This window comes from Priestia sp. ABM2_011 (genome assembly GCF_056158845.1).
In genome coordinates, this window is record NZ_JBSWUB010000001.1 from 1,252,218 (window position 1) to 1,272,362 (window position 20,145).

Annotated in this window: 16 protein-coding genes; 15 read left to right on the plus strand and 1 reads right to left on the minus strand. The window is 41.6% G+C overall.

Annotation, left to right across the window (positions count from 1 at the left end; genetic code table 11):
- Positions 1 to 71 precede the first annotated feature (71 nt).
- Genes ACXAE4_RS06660 through pyrE form a run of 8 tightly spaced genes read left to right on the plus strand, consistent with a single transcriptional unit; the run spans position 72 to position 9,581 of the window.
- Complete coding sequence (locus ACXAE4_RS06660; RefSeq protein WP_028411466.1) at positions 72 to 1,010, plus strand: aspartate carbamoyltransferase catalytic subunit; 939 nt, start codon at positions 72 to 74, stop codon at positions 1,008 to 1,010.
- Positions 973 to 2,262, plus strand: coding sequence for a dihydroorotase (locus tag ACXAE4_RS06665; RefSeq protein WP_154973132.1), 1,290 nt, complete (start codon positions 973 to 975; stop codon positions 2,260 to 2,262). Before ACXAE4_RS06660 ends, ACXAE4_RS06665 begins: the two co-directional genes overlap by 38 nt.
- Positions 2,247 to 3,332 carry a carbamoyl phosphate synthase small subunit gene (locus ACXAE4_RS06670; RefSeq protein ID WP_028411464.1) on the plus strand — a complete coding sequence of 362 codons (1,086 nt, stop codon included), beginning with the start codon at positions 2,247 to 2,249 and terminating at the stop codon, positions 3,330 to 3,332. The genes ACXAE4_RS06665 and ACXAE4_RS06670 overlap by 16 nt, the downstream gene beginning before the upstream one ends.
- Positions 3,332 to 6,544, plus strand: coding sequence for a carbamoyl-phosphate synthase large subunit (gene carB, locus ACXAE4_RS06675; RefSeq protein ID WP_014458390.1), 3,213 nt, complete (start codon positions 3,332 to 3,334; stop codon positions 6,542 to 6,544). The genes ACXAE4_RS06670 and carB overlap by 1 nt, the downstream gene beginning before the upstream one ends.
- Positions 6,541 to 7,314, plus strand: a complete 774-nt coding sequence (locus ACXAE4_RS06680; RefSeq protein ID WP_154973134.1) for a dihydroorotate dehydrogenase electron transfer subunit — start codon at positions 6,541 to 6,543, stop codon at positions 7,312 to 7,314. The genes carB and ACXAE4_RS06680 overlap by 4 nt, the downstream gene beginning before the upstream one ends.
- Positions 7,311 to 8,252: a dihydroorotate dehydrogenase gene (locus tag ACXAE4_RS06685; RefSeq protein ID WP_475235703.1), complete on the plus strand. Its 942-nt coding sequence runs from the start codon at positions 7,311 to 7,313 to the stop codon at positions 8,250 to 8,252. The genes ACXAE4_RS06680 and ACXAE4_RS06685 overlap by 4 nt, the downstream gene beginning before the upstream one ends.
- Positions 8,224 to 8,946 carry an orotidine-5'-phosphate decarboxylase gene (pyrF, locus tag ACXAE4_RS06690; RefSeq protein WP_028411462.1) on the plus strand — a complete coding sequence of 241 codons (723 nt, stop codon included), beginning with the start codon at positions 8,224 to 8,226 and terminating at the stop codon, positions 8,944 to 8,946. Before ACXAE4_RS06685 ends, pyrF begins: the two co-directional genes overlap by 29 nt.
- A complete protein-coding gene (pyrE, locus tag ACXAE4_RS06695) occupies positions 8,943 to 9,581 on the plus strand; it encodes an orotate phosphoribosyltransferase (RefSeq protein ID WP_029715075.1) in 639 nt (212 codons plus the stop codon). Before pyrF ends, pyrE begins: the two co-directional genes overlap by 4 nt.
- Before the next feature lie 34 nt (positions 9,582 to 9,615).
- On the opposite strand, the gene ACXAE4_RS06700 is transcribed toward pyrE, so the two are convergent.
- The gene (locus ACXAE4_RS06700; RefSeq protein WP_251440095.1) at positions 9,616 to 11,328 is read right to left on the minus strand and encodes an Rqc2 family fibronectin-binding protein; all 1,713 of its coding nucleotides are present in this window, start codon (positions 11,326 to 11,328) and stop codon (positions 9,616 to 9,618) included.
- Positions 11,329 to 11,469: 141 nt separating this feature from the next.
- Between ACXAE4_RS06700 and ACXAE4_RS06705 the strand changes: the two genes are divergently transcribed.
- The 7 genes from ACXAE4_RS06705 (at position 11,470) to priA (ending at position 20,145) form a co-directional block, all read left to right on the plus strand.
- A complete protein-coding gene (locus ACXAE4_RS06705) occupies positions 11,470 to 14,148 on the plus strand; it encodes a cation-translocating P-type ATPase (protein ID WP_098999575.1) in 2,679 nt (892 codons plus the stop codon).
- A gap of 153 nt (positions 14,149 to 14,301) precedes the next feature.
- On the plus strand, positions 14,302 to 15,177 hold the full coding sequence (locus ACXAE4_RS06710; protein WP_028411458.1) for a YicC/YloC family endoribonuclease: 876 nt from the start codon (positions 14,302 to 14,304) through the stop codon (positions 15,175 to 15,177).
- A gap of 46 nt (positions 15,178 to 15,223) precedes the next feature.
- A complete protein-coding gene (locus tag ACXAE4_RS06715; protein WP_013084831.1) occupies positions 15,224 to 15,484 on the plus strand; it encodes a DUF370 domain-containing protein in 261 nt (86 codons plus the stop codon).
- Positions 15,485 to 15,497: 13 nt separating this feature from the next.
- The gene (gene gmk, locus ACXAE4_RS06720) at positions 15,498 to 16,112 is read left to right on the plus strand and encodes a guanylate kinase (protein WP_013058927.1); all 615 of its coding nucleotides are present in this window, start codon (positions 15,498 to 15,500) and stop codon (positions 16,110 to 16,112) included.
- 2 nt (positions 16,113 to 16,114) lie between these two features.
- Positions 16,115 to 16,336, plus strand: coding sequence for a DNA-directed RNA polymerase subunit omega (gene rpoZ / locus ACXAE4_RS06725; RefSeq protein WP_013058926.1), 222 nt, complete (start codon positions 16,115 to 16,117; stop codon positions 16,334 to 16,336).
- 180 nt (positions 16,337 to 16,516) lie between these two features.
- Entirely contained in the window at positions 16,517 to 17,734 is a 1,218-nt protein-coding gene (gene coaBC / locus ACXAE4_RS06730) for a bifunctional phosphopantothenoylcysteine decarboxylase/phosphopantothenate--cysteine ligase CoaBC (RefSeq protein ID WP_098999577.1), read from the plus strand.
- Positions 17,731 to 20,145: a primosomal protein N' gene (gene priA, locus ACXAE4_RS06735; protein ID WP_155017488.1), complete on the plus strand. Its 2,415-nt coding sequence runs from the start codon at positions 17,731 to 17,733 to the stop codon at positions 20,143 to 20,145. The genes coaBC and priA overlap by 4 nt, the downstream gene beginning before the upstream one ends.

A 20,145-nucleotide genomic window follows, 5' to 3' on the forward strand; every position in this document is an offset into this window, starting at 1 on the left:
CACCCTTTCTAAGTTAGAAAGGGTGTTTTTTATAAAGAAATGCGAGGAAAGCAAAAATGGAGGGAATCGATATGAAACATTTAGTGACAGTCTCAACACTAGAAACAAATGAAATTCTAGAGATTTTAGACAGCGCTGAAAACTATCGAACGAATAAACAAGGATGGAAACCGGAAGAGAAAATGTTTGTTGCCAACTTATTTTTTGAAGCGAGCACGCGTACTCGATGCAGCTTTGAAATGGCAGAACAGCAGCTAGGATTAACAACAATTCCGTTTGAAGTAACAACTTCAAGCGTCCAAAAAGGAGAAACGCTTTATGACACGATTGAAACATTAGCTTCAATCGGTGTTCAGTCAGTTGTTATTCGCCACCCGCAAGATCGTTATTATGAAGCACTGCAGGAAAAAGTATCGATTCCCATCATTAATGCAGGAGACGGATGCGGTCAGCATCCAACTCAGTGTCTGCTTGATCTACTGACAATTCGCCAAGAGTTCGGCTCGTTTAAAGGATTAAAAGTCGCAATAGTCGGAGATTTGCGACATAGCCGCGTAGCGAGATCGAATGCAGAAATGCTGACAAAACTAGGGGCGACCGTATATTTTGCGGGACCTGAAGAATGGAAAGATGAAGAGAACAGACACGGTACATATCTTGATATCGATGAAGCAATCGAAACGGTCGATGTTGTGATGCTACTGCGTATTCAATTTGAAAGGCATGAAGAGAACACTTCAGAGCTTGCAAAGAACTACCATAGCCGCTTCGGATTAACCGTTGAACGAGAGCGGAAAATGAAATCACATAGCATTATTCTTCATCCAGCTCCGGTGAACAGAGGAGTCGAAATTGCAGATGAGCTCGTTGAATGTGAACGCTCAAGAATTTTTAAACAAATGCAAAATGGCGTATACATTCGCATGGCAGTATTAGCAAGAGCGCTACAACCAATTGAAAGGGGACTTAATAATGACAACAATTATCAAAAATGCTACATGGTTAAATGAAGGAAAAATTGAAAAAGTCGAACTGAAAATTGAAAATGGTGTAATTGCTGAAATAGCTTCACACATTGACGTAGAGAATGAAGAAGTCATTGATGCAGGCGGGAACTTCTTATCACCGGGTTTAATCGATGTCCACGTTCACTTGCGTGAGCCAGGGGGAGAAAAGAAAGAAACAATTGAAACAGGTACTCTAGCAGCTGCAAAGGGCGGTTTTACAGCAATTGCTGCAATGCCGAACACGCGTCCAGTGCCTGATACTGTTGAACAAATGGAGTGGGTAAACAAGCGCATTGAAGAAACAGCACATGTGCGCGTATTACCGTACGCATCGATTACTACTCGTCAATTGGGAAAAGAATTAACGGACTTTGAAGGCTTAAAAGAAGCGGGAGCATTTGCTTTTACAGATGATGGAGTAGGGGTTCAGTCAACAGGAATGATGCTAGAAGCGATGAAAAAAGCCGCTTCATTAAACAAAGCAATCGTTGCACACTGTGAAGATAATGATTTAATTAACAAAGGCTGCGTACACGACGGGAAATTTGCAAAAGAACATGGACTAAACGGTATCCCATCTATCTGCGAAGCCGTTCAAATTGCACGAGATGTCCTGCTTGCTGAAGCAGCAAACTGTCACTACCATGTGTGTCACGTAAGTACAAAAGAATCCATTCGCGCCATTCGTGATGCGAAAAAAGCAGGCATTCGCGTAACTGCAGAAGTAACGCCTCATCATCTGTTACTAAATGAAGAAGATATCCCGGGACTTGATTCGAATTTCAAAATGAATCCGCCGCTTCGAGGAAAAGATGATCAACAGGCATTAATTGAAGCTTTATTAGACGGAACGCTTGATTTTATCGCCACTGATCACGCACCGCACACAGCGGACGAAAAAGCAGAAGGCATGGAGCTTGCGCCGTTTGGAATTGTGGGACTTGAAACAGCTTTCCCGCTTCTTTATACAAACTTGGTATTAAAAGAAGTAATGACGCTAGAGCAGCTAGTATCGTATTTAACAAACAAGCCGGCTGAAACATTCAATCTTCCTTATGGCACGATTGAAGTGGGAAAAACAGCGGATTTAACCATCATTGATCTTGAAACAGAAAAAGCAATTAATCCAGAAGAATTTGTATCCAAAGGTAAAAACACGCCGTTTGCTAACTGGGTATGCAAAGGTTGGCCGGTAATGACATTAGTAGAAGGTAAACGAGTATGGGAGGATGTTAAAGCATGCAACGTCAACTAATTTTAGAAGATGGAACAGTATTTATCGGAAAAGGATTCGGCAGCGACAAAGAAATGACAGGAGAAGTTGTTTTCAACACGGGAATGACAGGATATCAAGAAATTCTGTCTGATCCATCATACTGTGCACAAATTGTGACATTAACATATCCTTTAATCGGAAACTACGGTATTAACCGCGATGACTTTGAGTCGATTGAACCAGCTGTACACGGTTTGATTGTAAAAGAAATTTGTGATGCTCCTTCAAACTTCAGAAGCGAACTATCAGTAGATGAATTTTTAAAACAAAAAGATATTCCAGGATTAGCTGGAATCGACACGCGAAAATTAACGCGAAAAATTCGTCAGCACGGTGCGCTTCGTGGACGCGTGTGCAGCATGGAAGTCAATGTAGAAGAAGTGGTAGCACAGCTTCAAAATCATGAACTTCCGACTGATTCAGTTAAAAAAGTATCAACGGTGAAGCCTTACCCAAGCCCAGGCAGAGGTAAAAAAGTGGTACTCGTTGACTTTGGAATGAAACACGGAATTTTACGTGAATTAACAGCTCGTCAATGCGACGTGATTGTGGTTCCTTATAACGTAACTGCGCAAGAAATTCTTCAATTAAATCCAGATGGCATTATGTTAAGCAACGGACCTGGAGACCCAAAAGACGTACCTGAAGCAATCGAGATGATTCAAGGGGTTTTAGGGAAGGTTCCGCTTTTCGGAATTTGTTTAGGACATCAGCTGTTTGCCCTAGCATGCGGAGCAGATACAGAAAAAATGAAATTTGGTCATCGTGGATCCAACCATCCTGTAAAGGATCTAAAAACCAATAAAGTAGCTCTTACATCTCAAAACCACGGCTATACAGTGTGTGAGCCATCTCTTGTCAACACGCCATTAGAAGTGACGCACGTTGCGCTTAACGATGGAACAGTTGAAGGAGTAAAGCATAAAGAATATCCGGCATTTACGGTTCAGTATCACCCTGAAGCATCACCGGGACCTGAAGATGCAAACGGATTGTTCAACGAATTTATGGATCTTATGAAAAACAATCAGAAAGTAGGTAATTGCTAATGCCAAAACGTCAAGATATTAACACAATTCTCGTAATCGGATCAGGACCAATCGTCATTGGACAGGCGGCAGAGTTTGACTATGCAGGAGCGCAAGCATGTATTGCGTTAAAAGAAGAAGGATACAAAGTTATTCTTGTGAACTCCAATCCTGCAACAATCATGACAGATTCAGAAATGGCAGACAAAGTATATATTGAACCTCTAACGGTTGAATTTGTAAGCTCAATTATTCGTAAAGAACGCCCGGATGCACTGCTTCCAACGCTTGGCGGTCAAACGGGACTGAACTTAGCGGTAGAATTACACGAAACGGGCATTTTAGAAGAATTTAACGTAGAAATTCTCGGGACAAAATTATCAGCGATTGAACAAGCTGAAGACCGTGAGCAGTTCCGTTCATTAATGAATGAACTAAATCAGCCTGTCCCAGCAAGTGAAATCATTCATTCACTAGACGAAGCGTATGCGTTTGTTGAACAAGTAAACTATCCGGTAATCGTGCGTCCTGCTTATACGCTTGGCGGTACGGGAGGCGGAATTTGTAACAACGAGCAAGAGCTGATTGAAATTGTAACAAGTGGGTTAAAACACAGTCCTGTAACACAGTGCTTACTTGAGAAAAGCATTGCAGGCTTTAAAGAAATTGAATATGAAGTAATGCGCGATGCAAACGATAATGCGATTGTAGTATGTAATATGGAAAACTTTGACCCGGTCGGTATTCATACGGGAGATTCAATTGTTGTAGCACCAAGCCAAACGCTAAGCGACCGTGAGTATCAGCTGCTTAGAAATGCGTCACTAACAATTATCCGAGCGCTTAAAATCGAAGGCGGATGTAACGTTCAGCTAGCACTAGACCCAGAAAGCTTCCAGTATTACGTAATTGAAGTAAACCCTCGTGTAAGCCGTTCGTCGGCCTTAGCATCAAAAGCAACAGGGTATCCAATTGCAAAATTAGCCGCAAAAATTGCGGTAGGGTTAACATTAGATGAAATGATGAACCCGGTAACTGGGAAGACATACGCATGTTTCGAACCTGCACTAGATTACATCGTATCTAAAATTCCACGCTGGCCGTTTGATAAATTTGAATCAGCTAACCGTAAACTAGGTACACAGATGAAGGCAACAGGGGAAGTAATGGCAATTGGCCGCACGTTCGAAGAGTCAATTTTAAAAGCCGTACGCTCACTTGAGTCAAACGTTCATCACTTAGAGTTAAAAGATGCGCATGAATTTGATGATGCCATTATTGAAAAACGTATTCGCAAAGCTGGCGATGAGCGATTATTCTACGTCGCAGAAGCCATTCGCCGCGGCGTAACGATTCAGCAAATTCACGAGTGGAGCAAAATCGATCTTTTCTTCTTAGTAAAACTTGAAAAAGTGATTGCTTTTGAAAATGTGTTAAAAGAAGAGATTCATAATGTAGAAGTTTTACAGGAAGCAAAAGAAATGGGATTTGCAGACTGCACGATTGCTAAGCTATGGAATCAAACAGAGCGTGAAGTATACGACTTCCGCAAACAAAACGGCGTGATGCCAGTATACAAAACGGTAGATACATGTGCAGCAGAATTTGAATCTACAACACCATATTTCTACGGTACGTTTGAAGATGAAAATGAATCGATTGTTACAGATCGTAAAAGCGTTGTAGTGTTAGGGTCAGGTCCGATCCGCATCGGGCAAGGAATTGAGTTTGACTATGCAACGGTTCACTCGGTGTGGGCGATTAAAGAAGCTGGATACGAAGCGATTATTGTCAATAACAATCCAGAAACAGTGTCAACTGACTTCAGTATTTCAGATAAATTATACTTCGAGCCGCTGACGATTGAAGATGTGATGCATATCATCGATTTAGAAAAACCAGAAGGTGTGGTTGTACAGTTCGGTGGTCAAACAGCAATCAACTTAGCGGATGAGCTAGAAGCAAGAGGGGTCAAGATCTTAGGTACGTCACTTGAAAGCTTAGATGCAGCGGAAGACCGTAAAAAATTCGAAGCGACGCTAGCGCGTTTAGAAGTACCTCAGCCGCTTGGAAAGACGGTTACTTCAGTTGAAGAAGCAGTGGTTGTCGCAAAAGAAATTGGTTATCCGGTGCTTGTACGTCCTTCATACGTACTGGGCGGACGCGCGATGGAAATTGTGTATAAAGAAGAAGAGCTGCTTCATTATATGAAACACGCGGTAAAAGTACACGCTGATCATCCTGTATTAATCGACCGCTACTTAACAGGAAAAGAAATTGAAGTCGATGCCATTTCAGACGGTGAAACAGTGGTTATTCCAGGAATCATGGAGCATGTAGAGCGCGCGGGTGTCCACTCAGGCGACTCCATCGCTGTATACCCACCGCAAACTCTGTCACAGGACGTAAAAGATACGATCATTGATTACACAACACGAATTGCAAAAGGCTTAAACATTATTGGCCTGCTTAACATTCAGTTCGTCTTATCAAAAGGAGAAGTGTTTGTTCTTGAAGTAAATCCTCGTTCAAGCCGTACGGTGCCGTTCTTAAGTAAAATCACGCGTATTCCGATGGCGAATGTGGCAACAAAAGTAATTTTAGGAACAAGTTTAAAAGATCTTGGCTATGAATCAGGCATGCACCCTGAAGAAGAAGGCGTCTACGTAAAAGTGCCGGTCTTCTCATTTGCAAAGCTGCGCCGCGTAGATATTACGCTTGGACCTGAAATGAAATCTACTGGAGAAGTAATGGGGCAAGATTCAACGTACGAAAAAGCATTATATAAAGGACTAATTGCGTCAGGTATGTCCATTAAGCCGTACGGTTCAGTACTTATGACAGTAGCGGATAAAGATAAGGAAGAGGCAACAGCGTTAGCAAAGCGCTTTGCTAATATTGGCTACCAGGTGATTGCAACGGAAGGAACAGCTTCAACGTTTACAAAAGAAGACATTCGCGTAAAAATAGTAAATAAAATTCATCATGAAGATCACAATCTTTTAGATGTGATACGAAAAGGTGAAGCCCAGCTGGTCATCAACACGCTAACAAAAGGAAAACAGCCTGCGCGTGACGGATTTAAAATTCGCCGTGAAGCAGTTGAAAATGGCGTACCTTGCTTAACATCACTTGATACAGCAGAAGCGATTTTAAGAGTGCTTGAAACGATCAGCTTCCATACAACGCCAATGAAAAAAGTTCGTCCAACCAAAGAGGTGACAACCGTATGATCAAACATGAAATGATGCAAGTCGTCAGTCAGCGACCGTTAACACACAATGTATATGAATTAACCCTTCAAGGCGAGCTTGTTCGTTTCATGAATGAGCCGGGGCAGTTTGTGCATATCCGCGTCAACAACGACTATTTGCCACTGCTTCGCAGACCAATCAGTATTGCAGAAATTGATCAAACGCACGAACAATTTACGATGATTTACCGTGCAGAAGGAGCGGGAACATCGCTGCTGGCTGAAAAACAAGCCGGACAGTCGATTGACGTGTTAGGTCCCCTTGGCCACGGTTTTCCATTAGATGCAATAGAGTCAGGTCAAACGGCTTTATTAGTAGGGGGAGGCATTGGAGTGCCTCCGCTCTATGAGCTTTCAAAAAGACTTCGTGAAAAAGGCGTGCAGGTTATCCACGTCCTGGGTTTTCAATCAAAAGCAGACGTATTTTATGAACGAGAGTTTTTAGCTTTAGGAGAAACATATATTGCAACGGTAGACGGCTCTTACGGAACAAAAGGTTTTGTCACAACGGTGATTGACGAGCATCAGTTTTCATATGACGTTATGTTTTCATGCGGTCCAACTCCGATGTTAAAAGCACTAGAAAATAATTATACAAACAAGCCGCTTTACATTTCTTTAGAAGAAAGAATGGGCTGTGGAATCGGCGCTTGCTTTGCATGTGTATGCAGGGAAAGTGATGATTCTACGGCGTATAAAAAAATCTGCAGCGACGGTCCCGTCTTTCAAGCAGGGGAGGTGCTTCTATGAGTATGCTAAAAACGACATTACCAGGGTTAGATTTGAAAAATCCAATTATGCCAGCATCCGGCTGCTTTGGATTTGGGCGTGAGTATGCTCAATTTTATTCACTTGATGCACTTGGAGCCATTATGATTAAAGCGACTACTGCTGAAACTCGTTTTGGCAATCCAACTCCTCGCGTAGCGGAAACATCTGCAGGAATGTTAAATGCGATTGGATTACAAAATCCTGGGCTAGAAAAAGTAATGAATGAAGAGCTCGTTTGGCTTCAGCAATATGATGTGCCGATTATCGCGAACGTAGCCGGTGCTTCAATTGAAGAATATGTGCACGTGGCAAAAGAAATTTCAACCGTATCAAATGTGAAAGCACTTGAATTGAATATTTCATGTCCTAACGTAAAGGAAGGCGGAATTGCGTTTGGCGTAGATCCTGTCATCGCCGCTCGTTTAACAAAAGCGGTAAAAGATGTTTCAAATGTTCCAGTTTATGTTAAACTATCACCAAACGTATCCAATATTGTAGACATGGCAATGGCTGTTGAAGAAGCTGGCGCGGATGGCTTAACGATGATCAATACGCTTCTCGGGATGCGTCTGGATTTGAAAACAGCTCAGCCGGTTTTAGCGAACGGCACAGGCGGACTGTCAGGACCTTCAATTAAACCGGTAGCGATTCGAATGGTGTATGAAGTGAGCCAAAAAGTAAACATTCCAATTATCGGTATGGGCGGAGTGACGACTGCTGAAGATGCACTTGGATTTTTATATGCAGGTGCAAGTGCCGTAGCGGTTGGTACAGCAAACTTTGTCGATCCGTATGTATGCCCAACCATCATTGACGAATTGCCAAGGCTATTAACATCATTAGGATACGAGCATGTTTCAGAATGTATCGGAAGGAGCTGGAAAAAGCGTGAAGCAACCGTTAATCATTGCTCTTGATTTTTCATCAATTAACGATGTACAGCAGTTTTTAATGCCTTTTCAACAAGAATCATTATTTGTGAAAGTAGGCATGGAACTGTTTTATAAAGAAGGGCTATCCATTATTTCTGCATTAAAAGAGCAAAACCACCAGATCTTTTTAGACTTAAAGCTTCACGATATTCCAAACACGGTAAAGCAAGGAATGAAGTCTTTGGCTTCTCTTGAAGTGGATTTGGTTAACGTTCACGCAGCCGGCGGAACGAATATGATGCAAGCAGCCGTTGAAGGACTTGACTTAGGAACCGCTGCTGGCAAAAAACGTCCGGATTGTATTGCGGTTACTCAGCTAACAAGTACATCGGATGAAATGCTAAAAGAGCAGCAGCTGATTACGCACTCGATGCAAGAAGTGGTTACGCATTATGCAGCGCTTGCTAAAAAAAGCGGACTAGACGGCGTTGTATGTTCTACTCATGAAGTGCCTTCGATTCGAAAAGCAGCAGGAGAGGACTTTTTGACCGTAACGCCGGGTATTCGTATGGGCGCAGATTCAGTAGATGACCAAGTCCGCGTAGCAACGCCTCAGCTAGCGAGAGAATATGGCTCAAGTGCCATTGTGGTTGGACGTTCTATTACTAAAGCAAAAGACCCGCTTAAAGCATATTATGAGATGTTACAGCAGTGGAAAGGGGAGCGTATTACGCGATGACAAAACTACGAAAAGAAATTGCAAAACAATTAATTGATATTGAGGCAGTAAGCCTTCAACCGAACGATCCGTTTACGTGGGCCTCTGGAATTAAGTCGCCTATTTATTGTGACAACCGTCTAACGCTTAGCTACCCAAAAGTGCGAAAAGAAATTGCAAAAGGTCTGCAGCATTTAATTAAAACGTATTTTGCCAATGCAGAAGTGATTGCTGGTACAGCTACAGCTGGTATTCCTCATGCAGCATGGGTAAGTGAAGCGCTAGAGCTTCCAATGTGCTATGTGCGAAGCAAAGCAAAAGAACATGGCCAAGGAAATCAAATTGAAGGAAAAGTAACAAAAGGTCAAAAAGTAGTTGTGATTGAAGATTTGATTTCAACTGGCGGAAGTGTATTTACCGCAGTCGATGCATTAAAAGCGCAGGGTTGTGAAGTACTGGGAGTTGTTTCTATCTTTACATATGAGCTGGAAAAAGCGCGTCAGCTGTTTAAAGAAAAAGAACTTCAAGTTTATTCTTTAACAGACTACTCTACGCTAGTAGAGGCGGCAAACGAAGCGGGATACATTGAAGAAGAAGCGATGGAAAAGCTATTTAAATGGCGTGAAAATCCTTCAGATCCTTCATGGATGAACTAAACTAAAAACCCCCTATATAGAAAGGGGGTTTTTGTTATGACTGGCGCAGCTTCAGTACAAGTTCTTCGCTAGGCGTTACGTACACCGTTTGCTGATTATCGTACGTCACAAAACCAGGTTTAGCACCGCTTGTTTTTTTTACGTGGCGAATTTTTGTATAGTCCACTGGTACCGAACTTGAATTCTTGGCTTTACTAAAGTAAGCAGCAAGGTGAGCCGCTTCTAAAATTGTTTCTTCTGAAGGCTCTTGGCTGCGGATAACAACGTGAGAACCCGGTATATCTTTCGTATGAAACCAAACGTCATCACGAGCAGCAAGGCGATTTGTTAAATACTCATTTTGCTTATTGTTTTTTCCAACTAAAATCGTCGTGCCGTCGCTTGAAACGTATTGTTCAAGTGTAGGCGTGGTGTTTTTTTGTTTTTTTGCTTGCTTTTGCTGACGGTTGCGCAAATATCCTTCTTCCACAAGCTCTTCGCGAATCTCGGCAATGTCTTTGTGAGTAGCAGTATCCATTTGCTGAATAAGTGATTCAAAATACTGTACTTCTTCGTTTGCTTTTTCAATCTGTTCGATTACAATCGAAACGGAATTTTTCGCTTTTTGATACTTTGTAAAATAGCTTTGAGCATTTTGAGACGGTGATTTTTGCGGATCTAATGAAATCGTAAGTGTACCGCTATTTTCATCGTAATAATTAATAACATCCACTTTCGCATCTCCTTTTTTGACAAGGTGTAAATTTGCCGTAAGGAGTTCACCGGCTAGCTGGTAATCAGATGCTTTTTCTGCATTTTGCAGCGTTTGCTCAAGTTTTTTTATTTTTTTCTCATTTTTCTTTTTCTCGGTGGAAATAAACTGTACCAAATCATGCGCTTGCTGCTTTACACGATCTCGCTCTGCTTTCCCGTAGTAATAGCGGTCAAGAAGCTCGCTGATAGTTGCATACGTTTTTTTCGTACCCTCTAAATGCGTTAATTCGAGTAAATAAAAATAGTCTTTTTGATTAACGGTTGTCAGAGTCGGTGTAAACTGACCTTCTTTGATCAGCGTCATGGTTTCGACGAATGATTTTGGAAGGGTAGAACGATTCGCTAAGCCAGAGCGAAACACTACTTCATTTGCAATTAAAGGAGAAAGCCCTGAGAAGGTCTGCACTAGCTGACTGGCTAGCTTTCCGCTATTAAAATCAATTTTTTTAACCACGGTTTCCTCGTCCGCTTCAAATGGATGAAGCTTATCTTGGCTAGGAGGCAGTACGTAAGGAGCTCCGGGTAGAAGCGTACGATGCCTGTTCAAGGCCATTGGAACATGCTTAATACTGTCGATAATCGTTTGTTTTTCTTTATCTACAAGTACAACATTACTATGTCTTCCCATGATTTCAATAATAAGCTGCTTGTACGTCACGTCGCCAATTTCATTTCGTCCTTTTGTTTCAATGACTAAAATGCGGTCTAATCCAAGCTGATACACTTGTTCAATAATGCTTCCTTCTAAATGCTTGCGAAGAAGCATACAAAACATAGGAGGCTCAGATGGATTTTCATAGGGCTCATTTGTAAAATGAACGCGTGAATAGTTAGGGTGAGCTGAGATTAAAAGTTTGCGGTTTTCACCTTTAGCGCGTACTTGTAAAATCAACTCGTTTGGAAACGGCTGATATATTTTTGAAATTCGTCCTGAAACCAAGGTCTCAGATAATTCTTGTAAAATGCCATATGTAAAAATACCATCAAATGACACAGTGCTCACATCCTTAAGTAATTGAAAATTGTCCTATAGAAAAGTATAGCATTTTTTAGGACGAGTCTGAATAAGCATACGATATAAGATTGTAACAATCTAATAGGTGCATTTACAAATAAAAGGGTGTGAAAAGATGCAATGAAATGGTATGAATTAGGTGAAAAAGCAATAGTAGAAGTAACAAAAACAGACAGGCAGCATGGTCTTACACACAAAGAAGTAAAAGCACGTCAGCAGCAACAAGGGTTTAATGAATTGACTGAAGGAGAGAAAAAACCAGCCATTCTTGTGTTTCTAGAGCAGTTTAAAGATTTTATGGTACTGGTTTTACTAGCTGCCACGCTTATTTCAGGGCTTTTAGGAGAATACATCGATGCAATTGCTATCATTGCTATTGTGGTAATTAATGGATTTCTCGGGTTCTTCCAAGAAAGAAAAGCAGAGAAATCTCTTCATGCATTAAAAGAGCTTTCGGCTCCTCAAGTAGCAGCCATGCGTGAAGGGAAATGGGTTAAGTTACCATCTAAAGAGCTGGTAGTAGGAGACGTTGTAAAGTTTTCGAGCGGAGACCGTATTGGAGCTGACCTTCGGATTATGGAAGCCAAAAGTCTAGAAATTGAAGAATCAGCGCTTACGGGAGAGTCTTTGCCTGTTGGTAAGCAAATAAAAGCATTGTCAGGAGATGAAGTGCCGCTTGGAGATCAGGACAATATGGCGTTTATGGGTACCCTTGTAACCAGAGGAAGCGGAACAGGTATCGTTGTAGGGATTGGAATGAAAACAGCAATGGGGCAAATTGCTGATTTACTTCAAAATGCTGAAGCCATGATTACTCCTCTTCAACGGAAGTTAGAGCAATTGGGCAAAATTTTAATTGTTGTAGCTCTTGCACTTACTGTATTAGTTGTTGGGATTGGTGTGCTGCAAGGGCATGATTTATACAGTATGTTCTTAGCGGGAGTTTCCTTAGCTGTTGCTGCCATACCCGAAGGTCTTCCTGCCATCGTAACCGTGGCGCTATCTCTTGGTGTACAGCGCATGATTAAGCAAAGATCCATTGTTCGCAAACTTCCTGCTGTTGAGACACTAGGATGCGCGTCAGTCATTTGCTCAGACAAAACGGGCACATTAACGCAAAATAAAATGACGGTTACCCACCTCTGGTCGGGAGGAATGACGTGGAGAGTATCAGGGACAGGGTATGAACCTACGGGCGTATTTTCACGAGAGGAAAGAGAAGTTGATACACGGAGTGAAAAACCGCTTCAGCAGCTTTTGGTGTTTGGTCTGCTTTGCAATCAAACGTCCATCTCGAGAAAAGATAAAGAATATGTTATCGACGGGGATCCTACTGAAGCGGCTTTGCTTGTTGCCGCGATGAAAGCGGGGCTGACAAAAGAAAATATTCAAAAGCAGTTTACGATTATTGAAGAGTTTCCATTTGATTCAACGCGTAAAATGATGAGTGTAGTCATTGAAGACGCATCTCATAAACGCTATGTGATAACAAAAGGTGCTCCGGATGTGCTGCTTATAAACAGCAAAAATATTTTGTGGGAAAGCAGACAACAAACGCTGTCGGTAACGGTTCATAATGAAGTAAAAGGAGCGATTGATCACTTAGCTAGCCAAGCGCTTCGAACCATTGCTATTGCATATCGACCGTTAGGAGAACATGAGAGCGTTCATACAGAGAAGGAAGCAGAAAAAGACCTGACTTTCCTCGGGCTTCAAGGAATGATTGATCCGCCAAGACCAGAGGTCAAGCAAGCGGTCAAAGAATGCCGAGACGCAGGCATCAAAACCGTTATGATTACAGGTGACCACGTTATTACAGCACAGGCGATTGCAAAACAGCTCGGAATTTTACCGAAAAACGGTCAAGTCTTGGAAGGAACGGATTTATCCAAAATGACGCAGGAAGAGCTAGAAGAAGTAGTAGATGATGTTTATGTATATGCAAGGGTATCACCTGAGCATAAGCTTAAAATTGTTAAAGCTCTTCAAGCAAAAGATCACATTGTAGCCATGACGGGCGACGGCGTAAATGACGCACCGGCTATTAAAGCAGCAGACATAGGCATTGCGATGGGCATCACCGGGACAGACGTAGCAAAAGAAGCGTCTTCACTCGTTTTGCTTGATGATAATTTTGCCACTATTAAATCAGCGATCAAAGAAGGGCGAAATATCTATGAAAATATTCGGAAGTTTATCCGTTACTTGCTTGCATCAAATGTAGGAGAAATTTTAGTTATGCTCTTTGCGATGATTTTAGCACTTCCGCTTCCGCTAGTGCCCATTCAGATACTATGGGTAAACTTAGTAACAGACGGTTTGCCTGCGATGGCTCTTGGCTTAGACCAGCCAGAGGACAACGTGATGAAGCGCCATCCAAGGCATCCGCGCGAAGGTATTTTTGCAAGAGGATTGGGATGGAAAGTAGTCAGCCGTGGATTTTTAATTGGAGCTGCTACACTTGCTGCGTTTATGATTGTTTACGACAATGACCCAGATCGGTTGCAGTATGCTCAGACGATTGCATTTGCCACGCTTGTCATGGCACAGCTTATTCACGTATTTGACTGCCGAAGTGAAAAATCAATTTTTGATCGGAATCCATTTCAGAACTTATATCTTGTAGGGGCTGTTATTTCATCTATTATCCTTATGCTGGTGGCCATCTACTATCCGCCGCTGCAGCCTATTTTCCATACAATGGCCATTGCACCGCGGGAATGGCTCGTTATCTTAGGACTTGCAAGCCTTCCAACTTTTTTACTTGCTGGTTCACTTTTAACAAGAAAACCTTCATAAATTGTGCTATACTTTAATACAGGCTGTCCCAAATGAGAAAACTCATGAAGGCAGCCTTTACAGGTTGAATAAAGAAGAGAGATTTCTTTTTTTTGCTAACACTTTCTTTTACGATACTTTTTATGTAAGATGTACATAGTGGATGTGATGATAATGATAAAAAGTATGACTGGTTTTGGCCGCGGAAAAGCGGAAGTGGAAAATCGATCAGTAACAGTGGAAATGAAGTCTGTTAATCATCGTTTTTGTGAAATTGTTATCCGTATGCCAAGACAATTAATTGAAATTGAAGATAAAATAAAAAAAATCGTTCAAACATACATAAAACGTGGTAGAGTAGAAGTATTTGTTACTATTTCAGGTGAAGAAATGGCAAAAAAGAAACTGCAGACGGATTGGCAGCTGCTTGATGAATACATGAATGCGTTGCAGCAAGTAAAAGAAAAGCACGGGCTGTCACAATCTGTTCAAATTCAAGACATTTTACACATGCCTGAAGTGATGACAACTTATGAAGAAGAAGCTGATCAGACGAGTATTCATGGTGCAATCTTTGAAGCCGTTGAAGCTGCTGTTCATCAGTTAGTGGATATGCGGAAACGAGAGGGATCAGAGCTGTATCACGATTTAATGGGATACTTACAGGACATTCAAGACATTCGCGAAAAAATTACACAGCTTGCTCCTGAAGTTGCTGAACAATATCGCGAGCGTATTAAAAGAAAGCTGAGCGACTATTTAGAAGGTACTTTCGATGAGCAGCGAGTGCTGACTGAAGTAGCTATTTTTGCTGAAAAAGCAGATATTAGCGAAGAACTTACGCGAATTCAAAGTCATGTTTCACAATTTATTCAAGCATTAAATACACCTGATTCAGTAGGACGCAAGCTGGATTTTCTTGTTCAAGAGCTGAATCGTGAAATGAATACAATCGGTGCGAAGGCAAATAATGGTACTATTGCTCAGTATGTTATTAGTATGAAAGCACAACTAGAACGCATAAAAGAGCAGGTTCAAAATATTGAATAGCCTTCGTGTAAGATAAAGATTATATTGGTATAGCAGGAGGCTTCTTATGAGCGGTAAATTAGTGAACGTTGGATTTGGAAATTTTATTTCTTCTAATCGTATAATCTCTGTCGTTCATCCTGAATCAGCTCCAATCAAACGCATTATTCAAGATGCAAAAGATCGAGGCTCTTTAATAGATGCAACGCAAGGACGTAAAACACGATCTGTTATTGTTATGGATAGCGATCATGTTATTTTAGCTCCTGTACAGCCAGAAACTGTGTCGCAGCGACTTATAAACAAAGAAGAATTATTAGAAGGGTAGGTCACTTGAACCGATGATTGAAAGAGGTTTATTAATTGTTCTTTCCGGACCATCAGGTGTTGGAAAAGGAACGGTACGAAAAGCATTGTTTGAGCAAGAAGACATTAAATTGCAGTATTCTATCTCTGCAACAACAAGGAAGCCCCGCGAAGGTGAAGTAGACGGCGTTGACTATTTCTTCAAACCACGCGAAGAGTTTGAGCGCATGATTGAAAACAAGAAATTATTAGAGTGGGCTGAATACGTAGGCAACTACTACGGTACCCCGGTTGATTATGTAGAACAAACGTTATCTGAAGGAAAAGACGTATTTCTAGAAATTGAAGTGCAAGGTGCTCTTCAAGTGAAAGAAGCATTTCCAGAAGGTTTGTTCATCTTCTTGGCACCGCCGAGTTTATCAGAGCTTAAAAGTCGTATCGTAAACCGCGGTACTGAAACAGAAGACTTAATCAATAACCGTATGCGCGTGGCAAAAGAAGAAATTGAACTTATGGACGCCTACGATTATGTTGTAGAAAATGACAAAGTAGAAAATGCTTGTGCTCGCATCCGTGCTATCGTAACGGCTGAACACTGCCGTCGTGATCGTATTTCTGCGCGCTATAAAAGAATGCTGGAGGTAGAATAAACATGCTTTATCCATCAATTGATTCCCTAATGGAAAAATTAGATTCTAAGTACACGCTTGTGACAGTAGCTGCAAAACGCGCTCGTCAATTACAGCTTCACAATGATACGCCGATTGAAAAGCCGGTTTCTTATAAGTTTGTAGGCTGTGCTTTAGAAGAAATTAATGCTGAACAATTAAGCTATAAGCAAGGTGTAGCAGAAGAAGATTCTAAACATCAGTAAGTGAAAAAATAACAACCTACTTTATAGGTTGTTATTTTTTTGATGCTTTTGTTTGTATTCAAGCAGGATAGTGAATGTCTCACTACAAAAATGGTATAATAATTGAATTGAAAAGCTTTAGATAGTTACCCGAGTAAACAAGCGGATGCTGGTTGAGCGGGATAAATAGATGGGGGCATAATGATGAAGGGAAAACGAATTTTATTATGTGTTAGCGGCGGAATCGCCGTATATAAAGCCGTAGCTTTAACAAGTAAATTAGTACAAGCAGGAGCGGAAGTTAAAGTAATGATGACTGCTTCAGCACGCGAGTTCGTAACGCCGCTTACGTTTCAAGCTCTGTCTCGAAACCCAGTTTATACAGATACGTTTGATGAAAAAGATCCATCTGTGATTGCACATATTGATTTAGCCGATTGGCCCGATTTAATTTTAGTGGCTCCTGCTACGGCTAATATGATAGGGAAAATAGCAAATGGTCTTGCAGATGATATGATTTCCACAACGCTGCTGGCTTCTACTGCACCTGTGTGGATTGCGCCTGCAATGAATGTTCATATGTACGATCATCCCGCTGTTAAAAAAAATATGAGCACTCTTTCATCATTTGGTTACTCTTTTGTAGAACCAGGAGAAGGGTATTTGGCATGCGGTTATGTAGGAAAAGGTCGTCTTGAAGAGCCAGAAACAATTGTTTCACTAATCGGCTCTTATTTTTCCAAAGTATCAGATACACAAAAAATCTTTGACGGTATCAATGTATTGGTTACAGCAGGACCTACGGTAGAACGCGTTGATCCCGTCCGATTTTTCACCAATCGCTCTACTGGGAAAATGGGCTATGCTCTTGCAGAACAAGCTGCTAAGTTAGGTGCATCGGTAACACTTGTAACGGGACCGACGAATTTAGAGTATCCAAAAGGGGTGCAGGTTGTTCAAATTGAAAGTGCGCAGCAGATGCTTGAAGCTGTTATGCAGCGCTATCATGAAGCAGATGTTGTCATTAAATCAGCCGCAGTGGCAGATTACCGACCAAAGTATGTGTTTGATCAAAAGATGAAAAAGCAGCCTGGTGAAGCAGTATTAGAGCTAGAGAGAACAACAGATATTTTACGCACGCTTGGAGAGCGAAAAGAACACCAGCTTTTAGTCGGCTTTGCAGCAGAAACAGAACAAGTGGATGAATATGCACAAAAGAAACTTGCATCTAAAAACTTGGATATGATTGTAGCCAATAACGTGACGACAGAAGGAGCAGGTTTTGGGACGGACACAAATATTGTGACGCTCTATAAGCGAAGCGGAGAGTCTAAAGAACTTCCCATTCTTTCAAAACACGATGTAGCTACCGAGGTGTTAAAAGAAGTGAAGGAAATGTTAGAAGGGCTGAGAAAATGAGTGTAGCTAGTGTAATTGTGGACGTGGCTGCTAAACAAACAGATCGAGCTTTTGACTACGCCATTCCTGACAAATGGAAAGGAATTATTGTTCCGGGTATGCGAGTTGTCGTTCCGTTTGGTCCAAGAAAAGTTCAAGGGTTTGTGGTGGCTCTTAAAGAAGAGGCTGAAGTTAAGCGTGTTAAACCAATCGCTGACTTGCTTGATTTAACGCCGGTTCTGACTCCTGAACTGTTAGAGATTGGGCACTGGCTAACAGAAAAAACGCTTTGTTTTATGATATCGGCTTTTCAAGTCATGCTGCCTGCGGCGATGAAAGCAAAATATGATAAAGAACTGTCACTCCTTTCAAAAGAGGCATACGAACAGCTTCATGAGCAAGTCAAGCCGTTTTTTCAGTCAAGATCCTCGCTGAAGTGGAGTGAAGTGGAAAAAACAGCCGCTGCTCCTGCTTTTCACCGTGATATTCAAAAAGGTCTAATTGAAGTCGTCTACGTGGTGAAAAACAAAGGAAACAAAAAAACGACAAAAGGCGTAAAACTGAATCAAAGCCTTGAAGACATTCAACAGTTTATGAACGAGTTAAATAAGCAGGCAGAAAAGCAAAAGCAAGTGCTGGCTTTTATGCTCGAGCGAAATGAAGAAGTAGCCATAAAAGAAATAGCGGAAGATTTGCAGATTACCTCCGCTCCTATAAAAGCGCTGATTAACAAAGGACTCTTAGAGGAAACGGAAATTGAAATATACCGTGATCCTTATCAAGATCGATACTTTACACCGTCAAAGCCATTTCAATTGACCGATGAACAAGCTGAGGCAATCGCACCGATTCTGCAGGACATCGAAGAAAATCTTCACGATGTGTTTTTAATGTATGGAGTAACGGGAAGCGGAAAAACAGAAGTGTATCTCCAATCGATTGATCAAGTATTAAAAAAAGGAAAAGAAGCGATTATGCTTGTTCCGGAGATTTCACTTACCCCTCAGATGGTCAAGCGGTTTAAAGAGCGGTTCGGCTCAAAAGTTGCTGTGCTTCATAGCGGCTTGTCTACTGGAGAAAAATACGATGAATGGCGAAAAATTCAGCGAAAAGAAGTATCCGTTGTAGTAGGGGCCCGCTCTGCTGTATTTGCTCCATTTGAAAATTTGGGCCTTCTTATTATCGATGAAGAACATGAGACGAGTTATAAACAAGAAGAAAACCCCCGTTATCATGCCAGAGATGTAGCCATTTACCGAGGGCAGCATCATCAGTGTCCAGTCATTTTAGGAAGTGCAACACCAACGCTTGAGTCCTTTGCAAGAGCGCAAAAAGGTGTATATAAGCTACTGACGTTAAAGCAAAGAATGAATAAGTCATCGATGCCGTCGGTGGATATTGTTGATATGAGAGAGGAACTTCGCAGCGGCAATCGCTCTATGTTTTCAACTATGCTGTTTGAAAAGATGAAAAACCGTTTGGGAAAAGGAGAGCAAATCGTTTTATTTTTAAATAAAAGAGGCCATTCTTCTTTTGTTATGTGCAGGGACTGCGGTTACGTTCCGACATGTGAGCACTGTGAAATTTCACTAACGTATCACCGCTATCAAAATAAATTAAAATGCCATTACTGCGGACACGAAGAACATGTGCACACTGAGTGCCCGGAATGCCACAGCGAACATATCCGCTTTTTTGGATCTGGTACACAAAAAGTGGAAGAAGAATTAACAAAAGTGCTGCCTGAGGCTAGAGTCGTGCGAATGGATGTTGATACGACAAGCCGAAAAGGCGCGCATGAAAAGCTCCTGAACAAGTTTGCAAGTGGAGAAGCGCAAATTTTACTAGGGACCCAGATGATTGCCAAAGGGCTAGACTTTCCAAACGTCACGCTTGTAGGCGTTTTAACAGCAGATACGATGCTGAATTTACCTGACTTTCGTGCATCTGAAAAAACGTTTCAGCTTTTAACACAAGTAAGCGGAAGAGCAGGACGCCACAAGCTTCCAGGAGAAGTAGTGATTCAAACGTACACGCCTGAGCACTACAGCATTCAACTTGCGAGTCAGCATGATTACGATGCGTTTTATAAGCAGGAGATGGAAATTCGTAAAATGCATAAATATCCGCCTTTCTTTTACTTGGCGCTTGTAACGGTATCTCATGAAAATATTGCAAAAGTGGTGTCTGTTACAGACAAAATTTCGCAGTATCTGGGTCAGAAACTTTCGCCGCAAACAACAATCTTAGGGCCAGTCGCATCTCCCATTGCTAAGATAAAAGATAGATATCGCTATCAATGCATGTTAAAATACAAGCTGGAACCAAGCCTGATTCCGCTGTTGAAATATATATTAGAACGTTATCAAGCGGAAATGCAGAAGGAAAATTTAACGATTACAATTGATTTGAATCCATACTCGATGATGTAA